The 23222-nt window shown below is 47.4% G+C and carries 23 protein-coding genes and 1 other RNA gene; 8 read left to right on the plus strand and 16 right to left on the minus strand.

From position 1 onward, the window contains the following. Window positions 1-151 precede the first annotated feature (151 nt). Window positions 152-544, plus strand: coding sequence for a DUF4870 domain-containing protein (locus tag L0Y31_RS19365; RefSeq protein WP_234734734.1), 393 nt, complete (start codon window positions 152-154; stop codon window positions 542-544). A 73-nt stretch (window positions 545-617) separates the two neighbouring features. Here L0Y31_RS19365 and L0Y31_RS19370 read toward each other — a convergent pair whose 3' ends face one another. The 4 genes from L0Y31_RS19370 to L0Y31_RS19385 all read right to left on the minus strand — a co-directional run bounded on the left by L0Y31_RS19370 (window position 618) and on the right by L0Y31_RS19385 (window position 4817). Beyond that, window positions 618-827 carry a heavy-metal-associated domain-containing protein gene (locus L0Y31_RS19370; protein WP_234734735.1) on the minus strand — a complete coding sequence of 70 codons (210 nt, stop codon included), beginning with the start codon at window positions 825-827 and terminating at the stop codon, window positions 618-620. A gap of 14 nt (window positions 828-841) precedes the next feature. Next, window positions 842-3103, minus strand: coding sequence for a heavy metal translocating P-type ATPase (locus L0Y31_RS19375; RefSeq protein WP_234734736.1), 2262 nt, complete (start codon window positions 3101-3103; stop codon window positions 842-844). A gap of 97 nt (window positions 3104-3200) precedes the next feature. Continuing rightward, window positions 3201-3800 carry a hypothetical protein gene (locus L0Y31_RS19380; protein ID WP_234734737.1) on the minus strand — a complete coding sequence of 200 codons (600 nt, stop codon included), beginning with the start codon at window positions 3798-3800 and terminating at the stop codon, window positions 3201-3203. 180 nt (window positions 3801-3980) lie between these two features. After that, on the minus strand, window positions 3981-4817 hold the full coding sequence (locus tag L0Y31_RS19385) for an SDR family NAD(P)-dependent oxidoreductase (protein ID WP_234734738.1): 837 nt from the start codon (window positions 4815-4817) through the stop codon (window positions 3981-3983). A gap of 117 nt (window positions 4818-4934) precedes the next feature. On the opposite strand from L0Y31_RS19385, the gene L0Y31_RS19390 reads away from it, so the two are divergent. The 3 genes from L0Y31_RS19390 to ssrA all read left to right on the plus strand — a co-directional run bounded on the left by L0Y31_RS19390 (window position 4935) and on the right by ssrA (window position 7169). Then, the gene (locus L0Y31_RS19390) at window positions 4935-5486 is read left to right on the plus strand and encodes an NUDIX hydrolase (RefSeq protein ID WP_234734739.1); all 552 of its coding nucleotides are present in this window, start codon (window positions 4935-4937) and stop codon (window positions 5484-5486) included. 99 nt (window positions 5487-5585) lie between these two features. Then, entirely contained in the window at window positions 5586-6749 is a 1164-nt protein-coding gene (locus L0Y31_RS19395) for a pyridoxal phosphate-dependent aminotransferase (protein WP_234734740.1), read from the plus strand. Window positions 6750-6801: 52 nt separating this feature from the next. Next, window positions 6802-7169: a transfer-messenger RNA gene (gene ssrA, locus L0Y31_RS19400) on the plus strand. Window positions 7170-7301: 132 nt separating this feature from the next. Here the strand turns inward: ssrA and L0Y31_RS19405 are convergent. Genes L0Y31_RS19405 through L0Y31_RS19430 form a run of 6 tightly spaced genes read right to left on the minus strand, consistent with a single transcriptional unit; the run spans window position 7302 to window position 12270 of the window. Continuing rightward, window positions 7302-8111, minus strand: coding sequence for a lipid II flippase Amj family protein (locus L0Y31_RS19405; RefSeq protein WP_234734741.1), 810 nt, complete (start codon window positions 8109-8111; stop codon window positions 7302-7304). Window positions 8112-8142: 31 nt separating this feature from the next. After that, on the minus strand, window positions 8143-9327 hold the full coding sequence (locus tag L0Y31_RS19410; RefSeq protein ID WP_234734742.1) for a nucleotidyltransferase domain-containing protein: 1185 nt from the start codon (window positions 9325-9327) through the stop codon (window positions 8143-8145). Window positions 9328-9372: 45 nt separating this feature from the next. Next, a complete protein-coding gene (locus tag L0Y31_RS19415) occupies window positions 9373-10053 on the minus strand; it encodes a glycosyltransferase family A protein (RefSeq protein WP_234734743.1) in 681 nt (226 codons plus the stop codon). A 6-nt stretch (window positions 10054-10059) separates the two neighbouring features. Beyond that, window positions 10060-10785 carry a glycosyltransferase family 2 protein gene (locus L0Y31_RS19420; RefSeq protein ID WP_234734744.1) on the minus strand — a complete coding sequence of 242 codons (726 nt, stop codon included), beginning with the start codon at window positions 10783-10785 and terminating at the stop codon, window positions 10060-10062. After that, window positions 10778-11824: a phosphoenolpyruvate carboxykinase (ATP) gene (locus tag L0Y31_RS19425; RefSeq protein ID WP_234734745.1), complete on the minus strand. Its 1047-nt coding sequence runs from the start codon at window positions 11822-11824 to the stop codon at window positions 10778-10780. Before L0Y31_RS19425 ends, L0Y31_RS19420 begins: the two co-directional genes overlap by 8 nt. Before the next feature lie 14 nt (window positions 11825-11838). Then, window positions 11839-12270 (minus strand): PqqD family protein, encoded by a 432-nt coding sequence (locus L0Y31_RS19430; protein ID WP_234734746.1) that lies wholly within the window; start codon window positions 12268-12270, stop codon window positions 11839-11841. A 606-nt stretch (window positions 12271-12876) separates the two neighbouring features. Between L0Y31_RS19430 and L0Y31_RS19435 the strand changes: the two genes are divergently transcribed. Together L0Y31_RS19435 and L0Y31_RS19440 are read left to right on the plus strand one after the other, a co-directional pair. Next, window positions 12877-13764: an ATP-grasp domain-containing protein gene (locus L0Y31_RS19435; protein WP_234734747.1), complete on the plus strand. Its 888-nt coding sequence runs from the start codon at window positions 12877-12879 to the stop codon at window positions 13762-13764. Between the two features lie 264 nt (window positions 13765-14028). Continuing rightward, the gene (locus tag L0Y31_RS19440) at window positions 14029-14436 is read left to right on the plus strand and encodes a VOC family protein (RefSeq protein WP_234734748.1); all 408 of its coding nucleotides are present in this window, start codon (window positions 14029-14031) and stop codon (window positions 14434-14436) included. A gap of 73 nt (window positions 14437-14509) precedes the next feature. On the opposite strand, the gene L0Y31_RS19445 is transcribed toward L0Y31_RS19440, so the two are convergent. Beyond that, a complete protein-coding gene (locus L0Y31_RS19445) occupies window positions 14510-15373 on the minus strand; it encodes an alpha/beta fold hydrolase (protein ID WP_234734749.1) in 864 nt (287 codons plus the stop codon). 310 nt (window positions 15374-15683) lie between these two features. Here L0Y31_RS19445 and L0Y31_RS19450 point away from each other — a divergent pair, with 310 nt between their 5' ends. Then, window positions 15684-16163 (plus strand): hypothetical protein, encoded by a 480-nt coding sequence (locus tag L0Y31_RS19450; RefSeq protein WP_234734750.1) that lies wholly within the window; start codon window positions 15684-15686, stop codon window positions 16161-16163. An 868-nt stretch (window positions 16164-17031) separates the two neighbouring features. Here L0Y31_RS19450 and L0Y31_RS19455 read toward each other — a convergent pair. From L0Y31_RS19455 to L0Y31_RS19475, 5 genes are all read right to left on the minus strand, one after another. Next, window positions 17032-18207 (minus strand): glycoside hydrolase family 88 protein, encoded by a 1176-nt coding sequence (locus L0Y31_RS19455; protein WP_234734751.1) that lies wholly within the window; start codon window positions 18205-18207, stop codon window positions 17032-17034. Between the two features lie 131 nt (window positions 18208-18338). Next, window positions 18339-18737, minus strand: coding sequence for a helix-turn-helix domain-containing protein (locus tag L0Y31_RS19460; protein ID WP_234734752.1), 399 nt, complete (start codon window positions 18735-18737; stop codon window positions 18339-18341). 365 nt (window positions 18738-19102) lie between these two features. After that, complete coding sequence (locus tag L0Y31_RS19465; protein ID WP_234734753.1) at window positions 19103-20272, minus strand: sensor histidine kinase; 1170 nt, start codon at window positions 20270-20272, stop codon at window positions 19103-19105. Between the two features lie 144 nt (window positions 20273-20416). Beyond that, window positions 20417-21193, minus strand: a complete 777-nt coding sequence (locus L0Y31_RS19470; protein ID WP_234734754.1) for a LytR/AlgR family response regulator transcription factor — start codon at window positions 21191-21193, stop codon at window positions 20417-20419. Further along, the gene (locus tag L0Y31_RS19475; protein WP_234734755.1) at window positions 21165-22367 is read right to left on the minus strand and encodes a sensor histidine kinase; all 1203 of its coding nucleotides are present in this window, start codon (window positions 22365-22367) and stop codon (window positions 21165-21167) included. Before L0Y31_RS19475 ends, L0Y31_RS19470 begins: the two co-directional genes overlap by 29 nt. A 290-nt stretch (window positions 22368-22657) precedes the next feature. Here L0Y31_RS19475 and L0Y31_RS19480 point away from each other — a divergent pair, with 290 nt between their 5' ends. Next, window positions 22658-23176, plus strand: coding sequence for a hypothetical protein (locus L0Y31_RS19480; RefSeq protein WP_234734756.1), 519 nt, complete (start codon window positions 22658-22660; stop codon window positions 23174-23176). Window positions 23177-23222: the final 46 nt, after the last annotated feature.

The following is a 23222-nucleotide window of genomic DNA, read 5'->3' on the forward strand; positions in this document are numbered from 1 at the left end:
GAGCAAAAGCCTTAAAATCCGGCTTTTCAGCCAAGGTAGATTCGCTTACGTTTAATAAATCCCGCCAAGATTTCATCGATCTTGGCGGGATTTATTCGTTTAAAAATAAATGAATTACGTAACTTACTCCGCACAAACTAACCCTCCCATCATGGAAAATCAACCGTATAATAACCCTCCCCATACGCCTCCTTATTCGAGCCTCAGCCAATCCGACGAACGCATGTGGGCCATGTTTGCGCACCTCAGTGCTTTGGCTGGGTTCGCCATTCCTTTTGGCAATATCATTGGTCCTCTGGTTGTCTGGCAAATTCAGAAAGACAAATCGGCCTTTGTTGATTTTCACGGTAAAGAATCGCTGAACTTTCAGATCACAATGGCGATTCTGTACGCTATTTCATTCGTACTGGTCTTTATTCTGGTCGGTTTCGGACTGCTGGTGATTTTAGGTTTGGTCAGCCTGGTTCTATTTATTATCGCTTCCGTGAAAGCCAACAACGGCGAATATTATAAATATCCCTTCACGTTTCGGTTTATCCAATAAAAAAGCAATACGGGCTTAGAAGTGGTTGAGTCATTAGTCATTCTCTTCCCTCTAGGCCCGTATTGCTTGTTAGTTAAACTTGCTCTGCTTTGTAACCGGCTTCAGTTATTGCTTTCACGACGTCTTCCTTCGTCGCTCCGTCGGTTTCGACGGTCAAAATCCGGTCAGGATTCTTCAAATCCACATCCCAGTGGTCAATTCCCGTTACTTTGTCCAGATGGGGCGTTACTGTAGCGACGCAGGCACCACATTTGATGGTTGTTTTAAACTTCAATGTTTCCATAGTGATTGTTTGATTTACAGTTTTGCTGCTTTTAATCGTAAACTATTTGTTACTACTGACACCGAACTAAGCGCCATAGCGGCTCCGGCCAGCATCGGATTTAACAGGAATCCAAAAGCTGGGTAAAGAACGCCCGCCGCAACTGGAATCCCGATCAGGTTATAAATAAAGGCCCAGAAAAGGTTCTGCCGAATCGTTTTCACTGTCTTGCGGGAAAGTTTGAGCGCCTTCGGCACGCCGTTCAGATCGGAGGTAATCAGGGTCATGTGTGCCACATCAATGGCAATGTCGGAGCCTTTTCCCATGGCAATGCTGACGTTGGCCTGCGCCAGCGCCTGCGAATCGTTAATTCCATCGCCCACCATCGCAACGACTTTCCCTTCGGCTTGTAGGCGTTTTACAACCTGCGCTTTTTCATCTGGCAATACCCCCGCTTTAACGTGCTGAATTCCCACCTGGCGCGCTACGGCGGTGGCGGTCTCGTTATTGTCACCCGTCAGCATCCAAACCTCAATTCCCTGCTTTTGCAAGGCGGCAATGGCTTGTTTCGAACTCGCTTTGACTTGGTCCGCGATGGCCAGCACGGCCAGTACCGATTGCTGGTTGGCAAAAAACACAACCGTTTTCGCTTCGTTACGCCAGCGCCCGGCCACTTCCGCTAACTCAGCGGATAAGCTTATCTGCTGCTCTCGAATCAGGGCTTCGTTCCCCACAAAGTAAGTCATTCCTTCTGCATCTCCGGTCACTCCGCGTCCAGTCAAGCTGGCAAAAGCCGTCAGGGTAACCCTTTCTCCCGCAGGAATTCCGTTCACGACGGCTTCGGCAAGCGGATGCTCAGAACGGCCTTCGAGGGTGCGTAAGATTTGCTTATTCCGAGCCGTTTCGCTGGCTTGGTCCAGCCAAACCTGATCGGTTAAGGCGGGTTTCCCTTCTGTAATGGTCCCGGTTTTATCCAGAATCACCGCATTGACTTTATAACCCAATTCCAGGCTTTCCGCGTCCTTAATCAGCAGATTAGCCTCAGCGCCTTTCCCAATTCCGACCATGATGGCCGTTGGTGTAGCCAGTCCAAGAGCACAGGGACAAGCAATAACCAGTACGGTTACCAGGGCCAACAAACCATGCGTAAAAGCACTTTCGCCGCCTACTACGAGCCAAGCCACTAGACTTAGCAAGGCAATCCCAACCACAACCGGCACGAAAATACCAGCAATTTTGTCCACCAGCTTCTGCACCGGAGCCTTACTGCCCTGCGCTTCCTGCACGCGTCGGATGATTTGTGCCAGCAGGGTTTGCGACCCCACCTGGTCAGCAACGAATTGAAAGCTCCCTTTTTGGTTGATTGTTCCGGCAAAAACCCGGTCGCTCGCCTTCTTTTCTACCGGCACTGGTTCGCCCGAAATCAGGCTTTCATCCACATACGAACTGCCTTCCGAGACGTGGCCATCAACCGCAATTTGCTCACCAGGACGAACCAATACTACCATTCCGGGTACAACCTGAGCGATGGGCGTTTCCTGCTCTTGACCAGCGGTGATTACACGAACGGTTTTGGGCTGTAAGCCCATTAGCTTCTTCAACGCCGTGGACGTGTTCGATTTAGCATTCTCTTCCAGGTATTTTCCCAGGGTGATAAAAGCAATGATTACCGTTGCCGCTTCGTAGTAAACGTGCGGATGCAGCCCCCGGCGGTGCCAAAAATCAGGATAGAAGGTGTTGAATAGACTAAAAAGAAAGGCAATTCCCGTCGAAAGAGCCACGAGCGTGTCCATGTTCGCTTTGCCATGCCGTGCCTGTTTCCAGGCATTCATGAAAAAGGGTCGCCCTACGATTGCCAGAACGGGTGCCGACAAAGCCAGCATAATCCAGTTTGCATAGGGAATGTCCATGAAGAACATGCCGATCACAACCACGGGCAGCGATAAGGCCGTAGCCCAAATGGTGCGTAGTTTTAAATTCCGGACGTGCGCCTGCTGGGCAATTTCGGCTTGCTGGCGACTTTCAGCCTCATCGTCGGCAACGACCAGATCATAGCCCATCTCCTGCAATACACCCTGCATGGCCTGCGGGTTAGTCACCGATGGGTCAAAATCGACCAGAACGGTTTGCCCCGCAAAGTTGACCGCCGCTTCGTTGACCCCCGGCGTTTCCCGGAGCATCGATTCAACACTGGTCGCACAGGCCGCGCAACTCATCCCCAGAACGGGCAGTGTTTTTTTTGTATGTTTCTGACCAGAAGCCGTTTGAGCCCCCGGTTCTTTTGTCTGTGTTTCCATAGCTTTTTGGCTATTTTAGTAACACGACAAAGGTAAGCTAGGTTCTACCCGCTAACGGTACACATTTCAAGCGGGGCTGTACAGAATTTTTGGATTTCTAAAACCAGGGGCGGCGTACTTTAAATTCCTTTTTCAGCCCCCGAATCAAGAGGAAAGCACCCAGCAAACCGAATATAATGGCCAGAATGGTGACATTAAGAACGGCAAATAACACCGCTACTAAAATCACAACGACGGAAGCTTTCAGGCTCCAGTGAATCCGCTGCCACCAATTGAGCTTTTTACGGGGTTTCAAGCCCAGCACTTCGCGCAGGGTTTTCTTTTGTTTAGGCTTGGGCCGTGGCTGCATTTGCGCCGGTTGGCTGGAGGCAGTTTCATTCACGAACAGGCTGTTCACGTGGCGCAGGTGCTGCCGGATCGGATTGCGCGTCTCGACGGGAAGCGCCGACGTTGCCGTGGCGTATATTTCCTCGGTTGGTGCATTTTCGTCAAGCGGAGCTTCACGCAGAATGGCAGTCAGTTGCGTTGTATCAATGGATTTTGGGCTTACAACTAGTTTTTTGGCTTCGGGCGCAGGCGTTGACCGAAACGTTTCGACGGGCATTCGCTGGTAGAGCGCCGGTGGACGATTGCAGGACGTAATAAGCAGACAGATAACCCAATAGCCTAGAAAATAAAGCGCCGTATTGTTATTCATTAAGATCTAATGATTCTTGTGCAACGAATTGACTCGTCACTAGAACGAATCGATTGAGCGGGTTAATATAAATAGTTCTGCTTTTTGACCCTATATTTCTACTAGTATTTGATCAAATTAAGCAAAAAAGGTCACCCTACTAAAGTACCTTAGTAGGGTGACCTTCTTATTTCTGGTTTATTAAATGGACCGATCGGGCTGTATTGTTACCTTTCGCACCGACTTATATCCCGGGGAATCAGGCATAGCGATTGTCCGCATCAATGGCGATGAGAATCGGGTCATCCAGGCTATAAGCTTCGTATACAATGGCATCGTTATCAACTCCCGGTTGGCCGCTACGCTTTTGAGCAGTTGATCAACCACTGTTTCCACCGGAATCTTCTGGTACTGATCGAGGCCAAACAGCTCTTCTTTCGGTACTTCAACGGATAAAAAAGGCTCAAAAGCGGGGTTCGTTTCGTAGCTGGGACAAAAAGCCGACACGCGAACCCCCGTTTCTTTGGCTTTATCCTGTAAAGCACGGCTAAACGAAATCAGCGCCTCGCGCGTAAGCTGATACGCCACTGGCTCAGAGCCATCAGACGCCGGAGCAGCAGTAGTTATAATGTGGCCAGAACCCTGATTCATCATTATTTTATACGCTTCGGTGGCTGTATAGATCGCGCCGTTCAGGTTGACATTTAACAGGCGTTCCCAATTTTCGACCGGTATGTTACGAACTTCCCCGTCAAGTTCGACGTGCGCGTTGCAAAATACATAATCCAGGTGCTCATATTCGCTTTTGATGAGCTTGATCAGCATTCGTACTGCGTGATAATCCGTCACGTTCAACCGGTAATAATCTGCCTTACCGCCACGACGCCGGACTTCATCAGCCACCGCCTCCACACCTGCTTCATTCACATCAGTCGCAATGACCGTCGCGCCGTGTCCAGCCAGTTGAAAGGCCAGCTCACGCCCGATTCCCGATGCTGCACCTGTAATCAGAATAACCTTCTGGTAAAATGTTTCCATATGCGAACAGGATTATAATTAAACATAGATCAATTTATACAAAAACAGCAGCATTTAGAAGTAATTGACTATTATCTGATTAACAGGCCCAACTGCTTTACCTTTGCCAAAAAGACTATGCAAAACGACCCTCAGCCCTGGCAGGTAGAATCCTCCGAATACATCCACGAATTGCCTTGGTTTACGGTTCGGAAGGAAGCCGTCCGCATGGCCAACGGCGGTTATATACCGCAGTATTTTGTGCTGGAATACCCCGACTGGCTAAACGTCGTGGCCGTCACCACCGACCACCAGCTGGTATTGATTCGGCAGTATCGTCACGCGCTCGGAGCGGTTCATTACGAGCTTTGCGCCGGTGTCATCGACGAGGGCGAAAGTGCGCTGGAAGCGGCTAAACGCGAATTGCTGGAGGAAACCGGCTTCGGTGGCGGCACCTGGACAGAACTGATGGTTTCGTCGGCTAACCCCGGCACGCACACCAACCGAACATTCTCTTTTCTGGCTACGGGCGTCGAATTGCGGCAACCGCAACAATTGGAGGTGACGGAAGAAATCACGGTTCATCTGGTTTCGCGGGAACAGACCTTAGAGATCATCGAAAAAGGCGAAATGATTCAGTCGTTGCACCTGGCTCCGCTGCTGAAATACCTGCTCGATTCCCGTGCTTAATTAGCAATAGGACACCAAATGTAGGGTTACATACAGAAATTTGTACTTTTGCCATTTCGTTGAGTATTTCTTTTCATTCGCGTAATTCGTTTAACAGCAGTGATTATTCCTCTTGCGCAGCGCGCCCAACAGACCCAAGAATATTACTTCTCTATCAAGCTGGCCGAGGTCCGAAAACTGACGGCGGCGGGTCATGATGTCATCAATATCGGCATTGGTAACCCAGACATGATGCCGTCTGACCCTACCATCCAGGCCTTAACCCACTCGGTTCAGCTCCCCAGTTCGCACGGCTATCAGTCGTATAAGGGCACGCCGGCCTTGCGGGAAGCGATTGCCACTTTTTACAACCGAACCTACGGCGTTTCGCTGGAGGCGGAAACGGAAATTCTACCCCTTATTGGATCAAAAGAAGGAATCACGCACATTTCACTGGCTTTCCTGAATGCAGGCGACGAAGTACTGGTCCCTGAACTGGGTTATCCGGCCTACCGCGCTGTTAGTCAGATGGTCGGTGCCGTTGTGAAAGAGTATCCGCTTTTGGAAGAACAAGGCTGGCAACCCGATTGGGAAGCCATGAACAGCCTGGTGTCTGACAAAACAAAAATACTCTGGCTTAATTATCCACACATGCCTACGGGGGCTCCTGCCACGCGGGAATTGTTTGAACAGGCGGTGAAGTTTGCCAAAGCGCATCGCATTTTACTTTGCCACGATAATCCTTACAGTCTGATTCTAAATCGCCGACCACCGATTAGCTTGTTGTCGGTCGAAGGGGCCAAAGACGTGGCTATTGAGATGAATTCGATGAGTAAATCGCACAACATGGCTGGGTGGAGGCTCGGGTGGATGGCGGCGGCGAAGCCTTACATTGACGCGGTTCTGACCATTAAAAGCAACGTTGATTCGGGTATGTTTAAGCCATTGATGGATGCTGCGGTGGCAGCGCTCGGTAACTCTGACGAGTGGCACAGCCAACGAAACGCCGTCTACCAGGATCGACTCGAAGCAGCCAAGGCTTTCCTAACGGCCCTAAACTGCACGTATACGAACGATCAGGAAGGTATGTTTTTGTGGGCTAAATTGCCGGATGAAACCGAATCGGCGGCAGAGTTGGTCGATTACCTGTTGTATACCAAGCACATATTCATTGCGCCCGGCTTTATATTTGGTCCCAAGGGTTCGCGTTACATCCGGGTTTCGCTTTGTATGCCTAAGGAACGAATTTGGGAAGCGGTCAGTCGAATCACGGGTTCGTATTAAATTCAGAACTAATTGTGTTATCTTTGCGTTAATAAAGTACACAATCAAATCTGGGGATGACCGGAATTGACAGCTTGATGAGGCTGCGTGTAAGCATGTCGGGAGTTGAGGGAATTTCCTGTATAACAAACCTTCAAACAATAACTGGCGAAACTAACTACGCCCTCGCTGCTTAATCGGAGTATTAACTAGCGTGTGTCTCCCCGGGCCTTCGTGTGGCTGGACCGGACTCTGAGGCATCGACTTGCCGCACTGGTTCCGTCGACGACGCTATAACGGAACGAGAAACAGCGTCTACGGATGATGGTAGGTTTGACACTGGCCAGCCTGATTCCCGACAATCCAATCAGTGTCTAAACATGTAGAAAGCGCGACGGTTTCCTTGTCTGGACCAGGGTTCGACTCCCTGCATCTCCACCAAAGCACATTAGAATCCTCATTACAGATCAAGCCTGTTACTCAAAGTAGCAGGCTTTTCTGTTTATTTCACGTATTGGATGAGATAACTTAGGTAGCATCGAACAGCCAACTAAGCAAAAAAGGTTTTCCTTATTATACCCGCAGATTTTCGGCTACCCAAACAATCAGGTAAGCAAAAGGAACCAGCAGCAACTGAGCGATGATGGTGCCACTTAAACGGGAAAGGAGCATCCAAATGACATATCGCCGAAAATATCCTTCACTGTAACGACCTGCGACAACCTCGTCACTGAGCAGGGCATTGCTGGGATCGACAAAAGTAACCAGAATTATAGCCGCCCCGCCGTTAATCATACCCGATAAGGAAGCGGACGTTGACCGCAATTCTGGATTAATGTATCCAGCATAGAGCGTAGATAATACACTAACTGTTAGAACAGCGTTAGCCAGTGCATTCAATACAAAGAGCTGTAGGGAGATATTCCGCTTTCTAGTGATGTGCTGCCAGTTAGCCCGGTCTGGCCATTTCATATGGGCTGGTATCTTCCGCAAAATAGCGGGTGACATACTGCGTAGTATCAGTTTTGGAATGGATCGGTAGGTGTAGTATCCTTCCACAGCTCTGGCCAGCAGACGCTGAAAAGATGGAAAAAGCAGCATTCCAGCTAACGTTGCTAGCGTTGTAAAAGCAATGATCCAGCGGAAGTCAGCAGCGGTATCCTCAAAATGGCCCACCTTGATCTTCATTTCAACCGTTTTGGCCAGTAAAGGGGCCTGAATTGTGTTAGCTAGCCGTGTCACTAAGGCCAAGGTATTGAACAAAGAAAAGGATACGGCCCAGCGAGAGGTCCGTATCCCAACTACCCGAGTCCCTATTGACAACGTTGAAATCAAATGAATAACGAATGTCAACGTGGACACAAGCAATATTTGTGCACTCATGAATTTACGAATTAGCTACCCCAAGGCTCACTTACCGACGACTTGTCACAAGGCCTGATTCTTTTAATTTTGCCTGCGCCACTTCAAAAGCCCACCGGCTCATGGTAAGCGTAAAGCGTTCCAGCCGGATCAACATCCAGCGGTTCTTCGGAATACCCGACCGTTCCAGCTGAAAAGACCGGTATTCCATGCGGGGCAATTGGACCTGTCGAACAAGTTTACCAATGATGTTGGTTGGCTTTTTTTGCAGCAGCGTAAAATAGTCCTTTTCCAAAGTATCCAGCTGCATCTGGTTCAGGCGCTGACGAACCTCAGCCGGAAGCACCAAATGAAAGTCTTTTTCTAAAATACCCAACCCTTGCTGAATGGGTATGATAAAGCGATAGCGTTCAGCCAGACTCAGTAACTCGTGCCAGTCGATGGCGGCTTTAGCCTTGGCGTAAATGGCATAACTATCTGCAACCCAGCGTATGGCCGGCTTTCCAGCCCAGCCAAAACCATGAACGATATTGTGGAACAGCTGATGCGTAGGCGACAATACACTCGTCACACTGCCATCCGCTAAAGTTACAGGCTGCCGCGCCGCCCAGAAAGGCCCGTCTGCGTCCGCATACGCATGTTGCACCATCAGATTCCAATGCAGGTCCATGTCCGTTTGCTCCTCATCCCACATATGCATTGCGTGAAGAATACGCCGGTAACGATAATCAAATTTACTGCGCTGAAAGCCAAGCGGCTGTTCCTGCAATAACTGAATGGCTTTCTCAGCCTTGTCTGGCGGAACCAGTACGTCCAGATCATTCATAAGCCGTACGCCCATATCTCCATAATACCTGAGCGATAGGGCAATTCCCTTCAAAGCAATCGTGTCGATCCCTGCCGTCTGCAACGTCTTGATTACTTGCTGGGCTTTCAGCATAAAACGTTGATTTCGTATCCATGTATGTCGGTATATTCCCCGCAGACCAGGAATAAGCGGATCGTTGGTTTTCTCCAAATTTCGGTAGACCAGGGGCATAAGCCGCTGGGACTCATAATCCAGCGTATCGAAAATACTGGGCAGTAGTGTTTCGCTAGTCTTGTTGAAATGGCTCAGGTTCCGGGCTTCTTTCCAAAGCTGCCAGTTCTCCAAAGCTTCGGGGCCAGAAAATAAGGCTGCCTTTAACAGAAGCATCTGTTCGGGCTTGATCACTGACTTGGTAAAGATTGTGGACATGAAGAGTACGATTCTGGTATTGAGTGATAGAGAAATTCGACTGGCTTAGCAGGCAGCCCGGCGGCGATCTAAAGCTGCTTTAGCCACCTTTAGCAAGTCTTTTTGGTGCTGTTGCTGACTAGATAAGCTATTGCGGTGCAACCGGCGATGAGCAAAAAGCTCAGGCAGCACGGTATAAGTTAAGCCCGCTTCTTCCGCCCGGGAAAACCAATCAATAAAATCACCCCTTTTTAGCGTCTCATCAAACCAGCCGATCCGATCAAACGACTTTCGCCACACCATGAGTGTCAATTTCACGATTCCTTTCTGGACTTCGTTAGGACAGTAAATGGTTTGTTGTACCTCTTCTGGCAACTCAGGGCTGATAAACTGTTGCATCATGCCGAAACAGGCCTCTAAGTCAGGCCGCTGCGTGAGCAAGCGAACCTGCTGTTCTAGCTTGTCGTCTACCCACATATCATCGGCATCCAGAAAAGTAATTAACTCGCCCTTGGCCAGTTGAATTGCCTGGTTAAGGGAGGCGCAGATGCCCCGGTTTTCCCGCGAAACAATCCGGAGCTTATGACTGAATTTATTCAGGATTTCCAGCGAGTTATCCGTTGACCCATCATTGATGGCAATAACCTCCTGCGGCGGCAGGGTCTGCGCCCAAATGCTCTCTAAAGACTCCTCTAAATATTTCTCGGCGTTGTAAACCGGCAAAATCACGCTGATGGAATTACTCATACAGGATTAAGCTTTGAGTTCAGAAAATTTTGGCAACTCACGCATTTCTCCTTCCTGCCGGCGGCGATCCAAAGAGCGTTTGATCATTAGTAGGGCGTTTACTCTCATGCTGTCGGTATCCCGGGTCATGTTCGTGTTGTGTCGTCTATAGAAAAGCGTAATGTCGTCCGTTAATAGCATCGCTACTTCTTTCTCACGAATGCGATTAAACCAGTCGAAGTCTTCGCTGAATCGTAGCCCTTCATCAAACAAGCCTATCTTTTCAAAAACAGATCTTCTATAAATTCCTGAACCGACCAGCACGTTAAATACCTGATGCGTTTCATCGGGGAAACGAAATTCATCCGTCTGTGCGTCTTCTTCAAAAATGAACTGCGATTTCCCCACCACAGCCTCAAGGGTAGGATCCCGTTCGAAATAAGCTAGTTGCTGCTGAATTTTACCAGCAGGAAAATAGTCATCTGCGTCTAGAAAAAGGATGAATTCACCTTTGGCTTGCTGGATCCCCCGGTTGCGGGCGGCGGCAGGTCCCTGATTGGTCTGATAGGTGTAGGTTACTTCGGGAAAAGACCGCAGTATTTCTGCGGACTTATCGCTTGAGCCATCATCAATAGCTAGAATCTCTAGGGCTGGGTACTGCTGGTCCTGAATACTTTTGATGGCCGCCGCCAGGTGGCGCTCAGCGTTGTAAACGGGAATGATAACACTTAAGAAAGGTAGTTGTTCAGGCATCTTTATGCTCGTTGAGCCAGTGAAAAATTGTTGCTGGAATTGTCTCTAGCTGCGTACCCGTTTCAATCCAGTAGCAGGGCAATTGGTGCACCAACCGGGCGATCTGGGCGAATAAACTGGTTTCTGCTTTCAAGAGGCCGATGGTGGATGGAGCTAAAGCTCGTAGCGCCTCTGCTTTCGTAGCCGGACGAAGTGCCGTGGTCTCCTGGCCGGTAAACCGGGGCAGGAAAATGGCTTTGATCGGAAAATGCAGAATCAAGCTGCCGGGGTTGCAGAAATGCAGAAATACCTGGCCTTTTTCCTGTGGTAATGACGCTTTATTGCTAATAAAAGGAACCAAATGGGGAAACCGGTGCAGGTTCGAAGCTTCCAGTTTAGCCACATTGTATAAACTGTGGACTTCCAGATTTTCGGTATCAATCATCACAAAATCATCCCCTGCGTAGCGAAGCTCACTGCCAAGGCAAGATAGGGTTGCGGTTGATTTTCCCATCCCTCCTTTACCCGTCAGCAGAACACCCCCATTTTCGTTGCCCACCGCACCCGCATGCACAAATAAGAATGAACTGTTTTTAAACCACTGGTAAAGCACAGTACGGAAAGGGAAGCTACGCTCCCATTCAGGCAGGCTAGCCACATCACGTACCCAAATGACACATAAACCCGCTTTCCGGTTTATTACCGTAAATACCTGGTTAAATGAACTGTACTCGGCAAACTCACCTTCATCAAGACCTTGCAAGCGGCCATACGGATCTAAATCCTCTGGGTCCCAGAAAGGCTCTGGTAAAATGGCCTGGGCCTGGCTGTCATCAACCACATAAATCATAAGTTCTGGTGAGCCAACCGCCGCCGTCAGCCGATGGGCAATTGCATCGGTGAAAAAGGCCGTATCTTCAATGCCAACTAGCTCGACCCCAACCCGATGATTTGCCCAGTCAAAAGAATAGGAAGATCGCTGCACATCCTTGGCATCTTCCACGCGCTGCCGAGTTGCTTCCAGAAAAGAAGCGACTTCACTTTTAAGTAAGACGTTCATTGGTTACTCGGCGGCTAGGCGTTGCTTTTGTAAGGCCACCCTTTGTCTGGATCCGCCTCATGAATTGGGTCCAGCATCAACAGTTCCTGCATGTCCGTGTACACCTCTAAAGCGGGGGCCACAAATGTTCCTTTGAAAGACACTGGACTCAAATCTGACGTTGCGGTTGCTGGCGAGAAAGCGGTTTCTTTAACTAATTCCTCCTGGGAAAGCGTGCTTAGAAAGGCGGTCAGGGAGGGACGAGCCACCTCGTCAGTTGTGCTGTATTGATTTAAAAGTACCTCAAGAATCTGCGTTGTTCCAGCTCCTTGTTCCAATTGATTCCAAATTACTTGACCCGTTCCTCGCAAGCTATAGTAATTGCCTTTGGGTAGGTTGATGATGATGGTTTCATCAGGGAAATGTTCACTGGCAATACCATTGGGATTGATGGTATAATTCACCATATACGTTAAGTATTTTTCTTAGTAGATAGATAAATAATTAGCTCACTTTTGGAGTCGCTGCACAATATAGGGCAAATTGTGTCTGATAAAAAATTATTGAACAGATTAAAGTAGCTAATTATCAAATAATACCTAGCTATTTTTCTCTAGCTGGGAATCTGGCAATAAACGTATATAGCCTACTTTAGCGCTCCTTATTCTGTATGGTCTTGATTACGTTTACTGCTGAATTAACTTTCGGTATCGCTTTGCACTTGATAGGTTACTACCCACGAGCTTGACTATTTCCAAGACCGAAAACCTTTTCTAAAGCGGCTCTTACTTTATTAGAAGGCAACGGCTACTCGGCCCATTGCTTTTGGATCTAGCATCATCCTGTATGCTTAATAATAACTACATCGCGCTGCTGCGCCGATTTGATGTTGGCCAAATCTAGCCTCAGGCAAGAGGTACGCCTACATTAAACAGGCATATATTTTTTCTACAACTTGTTATATTTGTCTGCTAATTCACAAATTTTGATTGCAAAAGATAGGATAGCACCCAATTATTCCAAATCTACTTCATTTTCTCCTGCACTTCTTATGTCTAATAATTTTTAGCTGAATGACGAATTTTACCAAATCAAGCCAACGTTTAAAGAAACTGCTACAACGGGAATCGTATACCAAATTAAAATCGCTGGTGATTACCGAAGCTTATTGCCGGAAAGAAAAAATACTTTTCCCTAAAAAGCGTTTTTCGGGCTATACTATACTGCTTACCGATAAAGGCTCGTATAGAAACCGCCTCACCCAAAAAAACTTTAAAAGCACCAACATAGCGCTGGAATTTGCAACCTTTGATACCGATACTGATTTTGCTCGCTACGATATGGTAATCCCTATAACCATAGAAGACTTGCTTGTATGCCATAATGAACGGGACGTAATTAACCAAACCCTTATACCGCTACCCTCTTACCAGGCTATAGAAACCTGCCACCGAAAAGACCTTTTTACACAAGCCTTGCACAAAGCCGGGCTGGGTCATTTTTTACCGGGCAAAGGTGGGCATTATCCATACATCCTTAAAAAGAATACTGGTGAGTACAGCAGCAACACCCACATTATAAAAAGCAGTGTTGATGAAACTACCTGGTTGCACATGCTTAACTGCCCCGACTATTTTAAACAGGAACTTATAGCAGGCCATGAAGAATATGCTGGACATATCGTTTTTAAAAACGGCAAAGTGGTTGCAAGCATTACCATTCGTTACAGCTACTCTAACCCGGTTTACGTGCAGGGCACCGAAAGACAGATAAGCAAACATATCGTAAAACCGCGCTACTTGCCCGAATTTACCCGTGTACTGAATGCCATAGGATTTGAGGGGCTGTGTTGCATCGATTATAAAATAAAAGATGGCGTACCAAAGATATTTGAAATAAACCCACGCTTCGGAGGAAGCTTGTGCCCGTATTTTTTCAGCCTGCTAAGACAACTGCAATAAGCAGGCTTATCAATTACTAATATAGTGAACATTCCCATAGTAGAATAAGCCTACCTTATGTCGTAGACGTTCATTTCTTCCATTAATCAAGGCTATAACTTACTACTAACTAATATCTCCAGGGCTTAAATAAGCATGATACTATTTTCAGCGGAACCACCCTCAATAATTGTCGCAAATACCCTATACAATGTCGGACCAGCCCCCCTCCCAAGGCACAAACTAGCCCTACCTTTGTCTTACTAACTCAAACCCAGTAAGCATATGGCGACTAAAATTTTTGTCAATCTGCCCGTTAAGAATTTAGATCAATCTGTAGCCTTTTTTACGAAACTCGGCTTTACGTTTAACCCTCAATTCACCGATGAAAAGGCCACTTGCATGGTCGTTGGCGACGATAACTATGTTATGCTTTTGGTAGAGCCGTTTTTTCAATCGTTTACCAAAAAAGAGCTGAACAATACTTCCACCACTGCGGAAACCATCATTGCCTTGACCGCTGACAACCGGCAACAAGTCGATGAACTCGCCGATAAAGCCATTGCAGCCGGAGCAACAACCTATGCAGAGCCTATAGATCAAGGCTTTATGTATAGCCGAAGCTTCCAGGACCTGGACGGCCATCATTGGGAATTTTTCTACATGGATCCCAAAGCCGTTGAGCCTCAATAGATTTAAAAAACAGCTTTACCCTAATTAAGATTTTCTCCAATCAAAATCTTAATTAGGGTTTTTCTCTTTCTACTTAATGAGTCGGAACCCCGAGCCAACGCAGCAAAGTTTGGTTGAACAAGTCGGGCTCTTCATACTGAGGCGTGTGCGAACTCTCTTCAAACACACTTATAGTCAGATCATTAAATCGTCCCCGCACCGAGTCCCATAAGGTAGGAGGCCCTGTCAGGAAGTCATATTTGCCAAGGAGTAACAACACGGGTTTATCAAAATCAGCCAATCCCTCCGTAATATCAATATCCCGAAAAATCGCACCCCAGACATGATCAATAATTTGCATGTTGGTATAAACGCCACGCCATAAAGCAGTGGCGTCAAATTGGTAGTCATACCAGCTTTGCGGCCCGGCAGCAACGCAAAAAGCCACAAAACGGCGTTCGGGAGCTGCCTCAATTTGGGCGGGTAACAGCGCCATGTTTTTGTCGAAAGCTTGCTTCCGCTCCGGCGTAGCCCGGGTCTGAAAAAAAGCTGCCGTAGCCTGGTGCGTGGCAGCACTGTAGTTGGGGCTAACGCCAATCATCACCACGCGCGAGACATGCTGAGTGTATTTTTTAGCATATTCTAATGCCAAAAACGCATGCCCCGAGTGGCCAATCACCAGCACATTTTCTAGTTCTAATTCCTTTCTGATGCGGTCAACGTCGGCCAGCAGCACATTCAACTGATAATCTTCAGGTGCGAGTTCTCGGGGCGGCGGCACAAACCCACGGTGATCGATGAAAATAAGCTTTAGGTGTTCACGGATATTCCCCAAAAATGTTCTGGGATAATAGACGGAACTACCAATGACTAAAGCAGGCATTCCTTCCCCTTCAATGATATAACCTAACTTAAACCCCTGACTATCAATTGTTCCTTTTTTACTTATCGCTTGCATTTGCTGTTTGTTCGCTATTAACGCAGCAAATTTAGACGACAGGACAAAATGCTGATTAAAAATTAACTATTCGGTTACAGCCATATACGTTAACTGGCATTTCTTCCAGTTAAAACCTCTAAAAATCAACCTCATTTAGGCTTACTGATTCGCTGCTGACTCATCTACTAAGGATATAGATTCAAACGCCTGGAACGGAAAGCGGCTTAAACATTTCATATGTTCTAAACAACAAGCCCCGTTGTTGTGCGTTTTGCCTGTACAATTCAATACCAATTACTCTGTTCAAATTCGCAAAACACACGTCAACATGGTGAAAAAATGGCTAACGCTTGCCCCCCTTTTAGGACTTATGCTGGTTTTGATGAGTCACCAAACCGCCAAAAAACCTTTACTGATCAAGCTGGCACCCAAGCAGATTGGTACAGAAATGTGGGCAACCATGACGTTTACGAACCAGTCGGGCCAACCCATTTATCTGAATAAAATAGATATTTGCTTTGATGGCAAGTTGCTCAATAACGTGTTCCAAATTCAGAAAAAAGGTAAACCACTCGACTACACGGGTGTTCTGGTAAAAAGGCGAACGCCCACCGCCGCAGACTTCGTTCTTTTGCAACCTCGCAAAAGCATTACCACCAAAACGCGCCTGGATAAAGCCTACGCTTTTCAACCGGGCAAGCACCAATACACCATTCAGTACAGCCATTATCACGGCTCTCCCAAGAATGAAAGCACGCTTAATCAATTTACATCGGCTGCTTTTCCCTTTGTTTATACGTCTCGATAACGCTTTTCACAGGCCATCCTAACCTAAAAAAGCAGTAGGTTGATCAAGAAGCGAATTGCTTTTCTTAATCAACCTACTGCACCTGCTACTCGAAATTTTTGCTCAGTCCTTAACAGGAGGCTAAACTAGAGCTTGAATTATATTGATTGTTTGATTCAAAATTTAGACTCAGGTCCAGGTTTAAATTCAGTTCAAGACCCAAAAAGCCCCGGTTCCAGCTAGAGTTGGAACTGCTTCCGTTTCCGCTCCCGCAGGTGCCACATCCATTCGACGTTGTTGTGCTAGTACCACCTTGTACTTGAATCATTTCCGCTGTCGATAACTCCTCTACTCCGAATTGATTTAAATTGAACGTATTCATGATGGTGTGTTGTTTAATTATGCCTACTCATAAGCTTTTCGGCCTCCGCTTCCCAAACAGCCTTTCTTCACAAATCGTACTGTTTTCCCGTTTGGGTAAGACAAAGATTGCTGATTTTTCTTTTGTGTCTGATAACTAAAGGATATTACATTATAAATTAGAGTTATACAATTATAACCGATCTGGAAAACAAATATGTACTTATTAGCACCAGCATAAACTCTTTTCCTACATGATCCTATTGAACTTGGCTACCGTTCAATCAAAAACACTTTGGGAATCAGGACCATTACAGGTAATTTGCTCTAGTATACATCACTTAGTACATCTGTAAATAGAGTGTTGCTAAAGAACCTTCCTCGGACTTTGAACCTCTAGCGTCTTAAATTGCCGGTATTGAGCCGGCTTTTGTCTTATAAAGACGTCCTTTTCTTACCATTTATACAAGGATCAAACAAAAAACCCGAAGCCTTCATCAGCCTCGGGTTTTTTGTTTATTAATTCTGCTTAGATAAACAGGCGCTTGCCCGCTTTTACTTTTTCGTAGCGCATCAGGCCCTCAATGAAATAATAATCCGCGTACACTAGCGGCACGTCAATCTCCGATTTGCCGGGTTTGTGTCCAACGCTGTGTTGCAGGACAAACTGGTTATTATCGCCCAGCTTCGCCTTGTAGGACGCAGACGACAAACTCTGCAACATCTTCTCAGCCGCTTGAACGTAGGTTTTTTGTTTTGCTTTGCTATACTGACTCAGCTCTAGTAGTGCCGATGCGGTAATGGCCCCTGCCGAGGCATCCCGTTCTTCGTTCGGCCGATTGAAATCCCAATAAGGAATTTTGTCTTCCGGTAAATTAGAATGGCTCAGGAAATAATCCGCAATTTTCTGCGCCTGGGTCAGGTAACGTTTGTCTTTTGTTTCGCGGTACATAACCGTGTAGCCATACAGGCCCCACGCCTGCCCGCGCGCCCAGGCCGATTCGTCGGCGGCACCCTGGTGGGTTTTCTGCGCTGCCACGCTGCCATCGGGGTTATAACAAACCACGTGGAAGCTGCTATTATCCGCCCGAAAATGGTTTTTCATGGTGTTATCCGCGTGGGTAACCGCAATCTTACGGAAAGACGGATCACCCGTTGCTTTGGACGCCCAGAACAAAAATTCCAGATTCATCATGTTGTCAATGATGACCGGATAATTGTATGTACCGAATTTATCCCAGGATTTGATTACCCCTACTTTCGGATCAAAACGGGAAGCCAGGGAATTAGCCCCCTGGATCATAATGTCGCGGTACTTCGGATTTTTGGTAAGCCGGTAGCCATTCCCGTACGAGCAATACAGCATAAAGCCCAAATCGTGGGTGCGGGTGTTATACTGCTCTTTTTCTAGCGGAGCGGTCCACTTTTCGGCTAGTTTCCGGTATTTAGGATCTTTTGTATATTCATAAACATACCAGAGATTGCCGGGGAAGAAGCCACTAGTCCACCAACTGGTTTCGCGGTCGTTGGCCGATCCGTCGGGTTTAGTGGAATGAGGAATTCGATCCGTTCCTTTGCGTGCCTGATCGGCCAGCACCAGCTGACGTCCCGCATCGGTAACCTCCTTGCGTACGTTCAGCGCAGTTGGAGCTGTAAAAGCAGCCATTAATAGCGTGGCGGCTGCCGTGATTACATACTTTTTCATGGTTTGCTCTTGTACCAAATGGCCCTTGTTTTAAGCTACTTTCTGTAGATTGAATGAATGATTTATTGATCTTTCTACAAAAGAGCTTTTCCGCGGCCAACTACTCTTTCTGTGAAAGAGAGTTCATGAGATCACTTTTGCAAACCCGACTGAAGGCGCCGCCGAATGGTGTCAACGCTGACCGAAAGCGGCTGGTGCAGGCTAATTTCACGGTAGGCCTGTTTAAGCCCTACCTCCTGCGAACGATGGTTCAAGCCTTGAAGAATGGTTTCAGGAATCAGGCTCTGTTTTTTGCCCCGCCCCGGCTTATCAACCAGTTGGTCCAGACCACCCTGTTTGAATCGGTTCAACCAATTATAAACCGTCCGCCGATTTACCTGAAAAAGCTCCATTAATTCTGTAACCGTCAGGCCATGGGAGTGCAACAAAACACATCGGCAACGAAGAGCTAAGTTCTGGTTAACACCTGGCGACTGAATGATTTGTCTCAACTGCTGAATTTCATCAGGATTTAATTGTAGGCAACGCATAAGCCAATGAATTTACATACAATGAGTTAGACTATTATCTGAGTAATACCAACAAGTCTCTCTAAATAATTACTATAATTAACTTAACCCAATATACGTCATTCAGTAAAGAATGGATTTCTACTATTTAAAAATCTTTTATTACAATTTTTAATTTCCTCTTAGCCAACTAGTAACAAAAAAATCCCTGCACCGAGACAGTGCAGGGATTTTGCTCACAATTTCGTTTTTCTATAAAACCAAACATGTCAAATTTAGAGAGTTGTCTGGACGATTTCTTTACGCTTTTTGTCTGCTTCTAATACTTTTTAAACGTTTTCACTAATTACGCAGCGAGTTCTGTAAAAAATTTACAACAGCAGCGATCAGTATGCTTTATGCTCAGAAGTGGCTAAATCTGGAATTAGCACGCTCACGGTAGTCGTTCCACCTGGGGGCTGTTCAAAACGGAGGTGAGCTGTTTGCCCGTACATTTGCTCCAGGCGCAACAGGGTGTTAGACAGACCCAATCCCGTACCGCTTGTACTTTGCTTTTTTTTCTCCCCCAAACCGTTATCGAAAACCTCGATTTCTACGCCCTCAGCGCAGCGTCGGGACGAGATTCGAATCAGCGCTTCGGTAGCCAGGTTGGCGATGCCGTGCGTAATAGCGTTCTCCACCAGTGGTTGCAGGATCAGTTGCGGAACCGGCCAACGCTCCGTGCCGGGTTCAATGGCATATTCAATCTTTAAGCGATCCTCGAAGCGAATTTGCTGGATAGCCAGGTATTGTTTGGTTAGCTGCAACTCTTCCTGCAATTCCAGCGCATTCGCTTCCTGGCGGGCCAGCACCGTTCTCAACAAATCGCTCAGCGTCACCACCATTAGGGTAGCCCGCTTGGTCTGGTTGCAAATCATCAGGCTAACAATGGTGTGGAGCGTATTGAACAGAAAGTGCGGATTTAACTGCATTTTCAGCGTCTGAAGTTGCGCATTGGCCAACTGTCCTTTGAGCTGCGCATTGGTTAATTCGGTGCTTAAATGCTGCTGCTTCAAGGACTGAAACCGGTACACGTAGATCAGGACATTGTAACAAACGACCAGCAACATATATTGGCCAAAGGCAGTACCATAACTCATGAAAAAGACCATTACAACCCGCCGTAGCGTAATCTGATCTCCCCGCTCATAGGCCATTGCGGCCCCCAAAAGCGAATATTCGATCACTAGCTCAAAGGCGTACAACACCGATACAATGAGCAAATGAATCAGCAGGTGGCCAATCAATTTATAGGACTTCCGGTAATTTTGGAGCGGAAAACGCTGGGCGAAATAAATAATCAAAGGCGTGGCTCCCCACCAGTAGAGCAATTCAATGAGCCAGTATAAGGTCTCCGTATAATACATCCGACCGTTGGGCGTCAGCAGCCAAACCATGGTGGCCTGGCTATACCAGATCATGCCAAAAAAAATCCAGTACAAGAAGGCATACCACCAGAATTGGCGGGTAGTTAACGGAATACCAGACGGTTGCAGGACTCTACTTACGAAGCCCATAATTGAAAAAAACGCTTTTGCTCACAAACTTTTTTGATTAGGCTCGGCCTCCGCAAACATACTAATTTCAAGCAGTTAACAAGATATAGCCGAATTGGATATAGCATTTTTGCTGTCTCTGTTCTGGAAGAAAAACGGCGCTGCTTATTCATTGCGACTGATAAAAGCGCGAAGGTTATCGCGGTAGCTACGGGTCCATTTTAAACTTTCTCCCGATTCGAGTTTAACGATGTGGTCGCCGTTAAAGTGGGTTTCAATCTCGCGGATGAAGGCGAGGTTGACAATGTAGGATCGGTGAATGCGGGTGAAATTTACGGGATTGAGCCGCGTTTCCAGATTAGTCAGAGAATCGTAGATGATGTAATTTCCGGTACTGGTGTGCAGGGTAATGTAGTTGCTATCGGCGTCGAAATAACTCACCTCATTCAGGTTAACAAAGAACATCCGGCCGTTTTCTTTGACCAGAATCCGCTGCAAATACTCCCGCTTCGGACCGGGAAACTGCTCCTGAATCAGTTGGGCCATCATCTGCTCAATGTTCGGCTGGTTGCGGCTCTGTAGCCTGCTCAGCGCCCGACTCATGGCCTGTTGGAAGCGAATGTCGTCAAACGGCTTCAGCAAATAATCGATGGCGTTCACCTCAAAAGCCTGGAGTGCGTATTGATCGTAGGCGGTAGTGAAAACCACAATAGGCTGGTGATCAGCCCATATCTGACGGAGCACCCCAAACCCATCGAGCCGGGGCATCTGAATATCCAGGAAAATCAGATCGGGCCGGTATTGCAAAATTTTAGCAACGGCTTCGGTTCCATTGGCGGCTTCATCGACAATGCTTACGTTAGGCGTGGTGGCCAGTAACGCCCGGATAACCTGGCGGGCGGCGACCTCATCGTCAATGATGAGCGTGCGATACAGAGACATAATCAGAGGAAGAAGTGTCAAGTGAATAATGACAGGGAATAATCAGACTTACCGTGGTACTCCCGCCCGGTGGCTGTTCAAACCGGAATTGGGCGCTCAGGCCATAAGCCTGCTCTAGCCGAGACAAGGTGTTGGTTAATCCTAAACCCGTACCCGACGTATTCTGAAGCTGATTTTGCCCCACGCCATTGTCAAACACATCGATGATCAGTTGGTCGGCCAGCCGCCGGGCTGTAATGCGTATGAGGGCTCCGGTCGTCAGGTCGGCGATGCCGTGTGTGATGGCGTTTTCAACCAGAGGCTGCAAAATCAACTGCGGGACGGGGCATTCTCCAACCTCAGGATCAATGATGTATTCGACGGTCAGCCGGTCTTCAAAACGAATCTCCTGAATAGACAGGTATTGCTTGGTCAGTAGAAGCTCGTCGCGCAAAGGAATGAAATTAGCGTGCTGGCGAGCCAATACACTCCGAAGCAAATCACTCAACGTCGTGACCATCAGCGCGGCTTTTCGGGCCTGGTTCCGAATGATCAGACTAACAATGGTGTGGAGCGTATTGAACAGAAAGTGCGGATTTAACTGCATTTTCAGCGTCTGAAGTTGTGCGTTTGCCAATTGCCCTTTCAACTGTTCGTGATTTACCTGCATCTGAAGGTGCTGCTGCTGCAAAGACCGATACTGATTGATGTAAAGCAGAATGTTATAGCCCACAACCAGCAGCATGTATTCGGCCAGCATAGCCGACAAGGAGGCGCTAAACCAAATATACGCTTTGGTAATGGGCAAACTTGACCGACCAAATTCCAAGGCTAAAGACCAGTTCGAAACCACATACAACAAAGCGCAAATCAGGGCATTCAGGACCATCAAAATAAGCACGTGGATCAACACAACCCGGATGAATTTCCCCTTGGAATGGCCCGTCAGCGGAAAGCGTTGCGCGGCGTACAAGACGACTGGTGTAATAGCCACGCTGCTGGAATAGGACGTTAGTAAATTTATGAAATCGGTAATCGTCAACGATACCGGATGCCCTTCCAGCCACTGTCCAATTCGAAGCGCTAGAAACGTAGTCCCCTCAAACACCCCCCAGAAAAGCAACGCCGCCAGCCAAAACTGACGGAGCGTGAGCGGCAGACCAATGGTGGTTAAAAACCGGGTGATGGATGGCATGACACGAAGTGAATAGCATGTCTTGCAAGATACGGATTCAGAAATAATCGCCCTTGTACTTTTATTCCGAATGGTTTTTATTATCGCTGAACCGCCCGGGAAAGGCCGCGAAATAGAATTGACCACTTGGTAAATGACTAATTGCTTATAACTATACTATTTTCACTTATCATTATTTTTAGTATAACTTTCAACTGTTGGAAAATTTAGGGATCATGTTTTTGCGGTCATTCTGTTTCGAAATGAAGTAAGCCTGTCGTTTTACATTCCTCTCTAACCCATTCAATCCTATGTCCTGCAAACGTTATTTTTTCCTGTTGTTTTTTTGTCTGAGCGCGCTGACAGCCTGTAACGACCACCGTACTACACCAGTTGTGCCAGCGAACCAAACCTACCAGCCCCGCGATTTAGCCGGCGAGTGGCTTTTTATTGGCTATCAGCAAGGGGATCTTGACGCTTTTGATTCTGCTAAACTAATTCAACCAACAAAAGCAGAAGTTCCGACTCAAATCAACAATTTCTTTTCCGATTCGTGGGAAATTGTTTGGGCAGATGCGGTCCAGTATACTGTCAGAACGTACCTGGGGCCATTGCCCAACCAGGCCACAACCTGGCTTCCTTGCCAGTTTCAAGCTTTTGAAGCCTTTGGCCGCAATTTCCCGTCTTATCAGGAACCGGATATTTTGAACGTTCATAAAAATGCGACCTCATTCCGCTTGAATACCGTGGACGGCCAACTGTATGCCCGGTTCCGCACCAACCCATCCGACGGCTCTGCACCCCGGGCGCTGGTTTACCGAAAAGAATAAAGCACCCTGTGGGTTATTACTGCCAAACAGCCCCCTTGCTCCGAAG

The sequence above is a fragment of the Tellurirhabdus bombi genome, assembly GCF_021484805.1.
GTDB classification, from domain to species: Bacteria; Bacteroidota; Bacteroidia; order Cytophagales; family Spirosomataceae; genus Tellurirhabdus; species Tellurirhabdus bombi.

Bases quoted from the DNA above. Each gene is read 5' to 3' on its own strand.
- L0Y31_RS19365 (WP_234734734.1), top strand. From the start codon at position 152: ATGGAAAATCAACCGTATAATAACCCTCCCCATACGCCTCCTTATTCG.
- L0Y31_RS19370 (WP_234734735.1), bottom strand. From the start codon at position 827: ATGGAAACATTGAAGTTTAAAACAACCATCAAATGTGGTGCCTGCGTC.
- L0Y31_RS19375 (WP_234734736.1), bottom strand. From the start codon at position 3,103: ATGGAAACACAGACAAAAGAACCGGGGGCTCAAACGGCTTCTGGTCAG.
- L0Y31_RS19380 (WP_234734737.1), bottom strand. From the start codon at position 3,800: ATGAATAACAATACGGCGCTTTATTTTCTAGGCTATTGGGTTATCTGT.
- L0Y31_RS19385 (WP_234734738.1), bottom strand. From the start codon at position 4,817: ATGGAAACATTTTACCAGAAGGTTATTCTGATTACAGGTGCAGCATCG.
- L0Y31_RS19390 (WP_234734739.1), top strand. From the start codon at position 4,935: ATGCAAAACGACCCTCAGCCCTGGCAGGTAGAATCCTCCGAATACATC.
- L0Y31_RS19405 (WP_234734741.1), bottom strand. From the start codon at position 8,111: ATGAGTGCACAAATATTGCTTGTGTCCACGTTGACATTCGTTATTCAT.
- L0Y31_RS19410 (WP_234734742.1), bottom strand. From the start codon at position 9,327: ATGTCCACAATCTTTACCAAGTCAGTGATCAAGCCCGAACAGATGCTT.
- L0Y31_RS19415 (WP_234734743.1), bottom strand. From the start codon at position 10,053: ATGAGTAATTCCATCAGCGTGATTTTGCCGGTTTACAACGCCGAGAAA.
- L0Y31_RS19420 (WP_234734744.1), bottom strand. From the start codon at position 10,785: ATGCCTGAACAACTACCTTTCTTAAGTGTTATCATTCCCGTTTACAAC.
- L0Y31_RS19425 (WP_234734745.1), bottom strand. From the start codon at position 11,824: ATGAACGTCTTACTTAAAAGTGAAGTCGCTTCTTTTCTGGAAGCAACT.
- L0Y31_RS19430 (WP_234734746.1), bottom strand. From the start codon at position 12,270: ATGGTGAATTATACCATCAATCCCAATGGTATTGCCAGTGAACATTTC.
- L0Y31_RS19435 (WP_234734747.1), top strand. From the start codon at position 12,877: ATGACGAATTTTACCAAATCAAGCCAACGTTTAAAGAAACTGCTACAA.
- L0Y31_RS19440 (WP_234734748.1), top strand. From the start codon at position 14,029: ATGGCGACTAAAATTTTTGTCAATCTGCCCGTTAAGAATTTAGATCAA.
- L0Y31_RS19445 (WP_234734749.1), bottom strand. From the start codon at position 15,373: ATGCAAGCGATAAGTAAAAAAGGAACAATTGATAGTCAGGGGTTTAAG.
- L0Y31_RS19450 (WP_234734750.1), top strand. From the start codon at position 15,684: ATGGTGAAAAAATGGCTAACGCTTGCCCCCCTTTTAGGACTTATGCTG.
- L0Y31_RS19455 (WP_234734751.1), bottom strand. From the start codon at position 18,207: ATGAAAAAGTATGTAATCACGGCAGCCGCCACGCTATTAATGGCTGCT.
- L0Y31_RS19460 (WP_234734752.1), bottom strand. From the start codon at position 18,737: ATGCGTTGCCTACAATTAAATCCTGATGAAATTCAGCAGTTGAGACAA.
- L0Y31_RS19465 (WP_234734753.1), bottom strand. From the start codon at position 20,272: ATGGGCTTCGTAAGTAGAGTCCTGCAACCGTCTGGTATTCCGTTAACT.
- L0Y31_RS19470 (WP_234734754.1), bottom strand. From the start codon at position 21,193: ATGTCTCTGTATCGCACGCTCATCATTGACGATGAGGTCGCCGCCCGC.
- L0Y31_RS19475 (WP_234734755.1), bottom strand. From the start codon at position 22,367: ATGCCATCCATCACCCGGTTTTTAACCACCATTGGTCTGCCGCTCACG.
- L0Y31_RS19480 (WP_234734756.1), top strand. From the start codon at position 22,658: ATGTCCTGCAAACGTTATTTTTTCCTGTTGTTTTTTTGTCTGAGCGCG.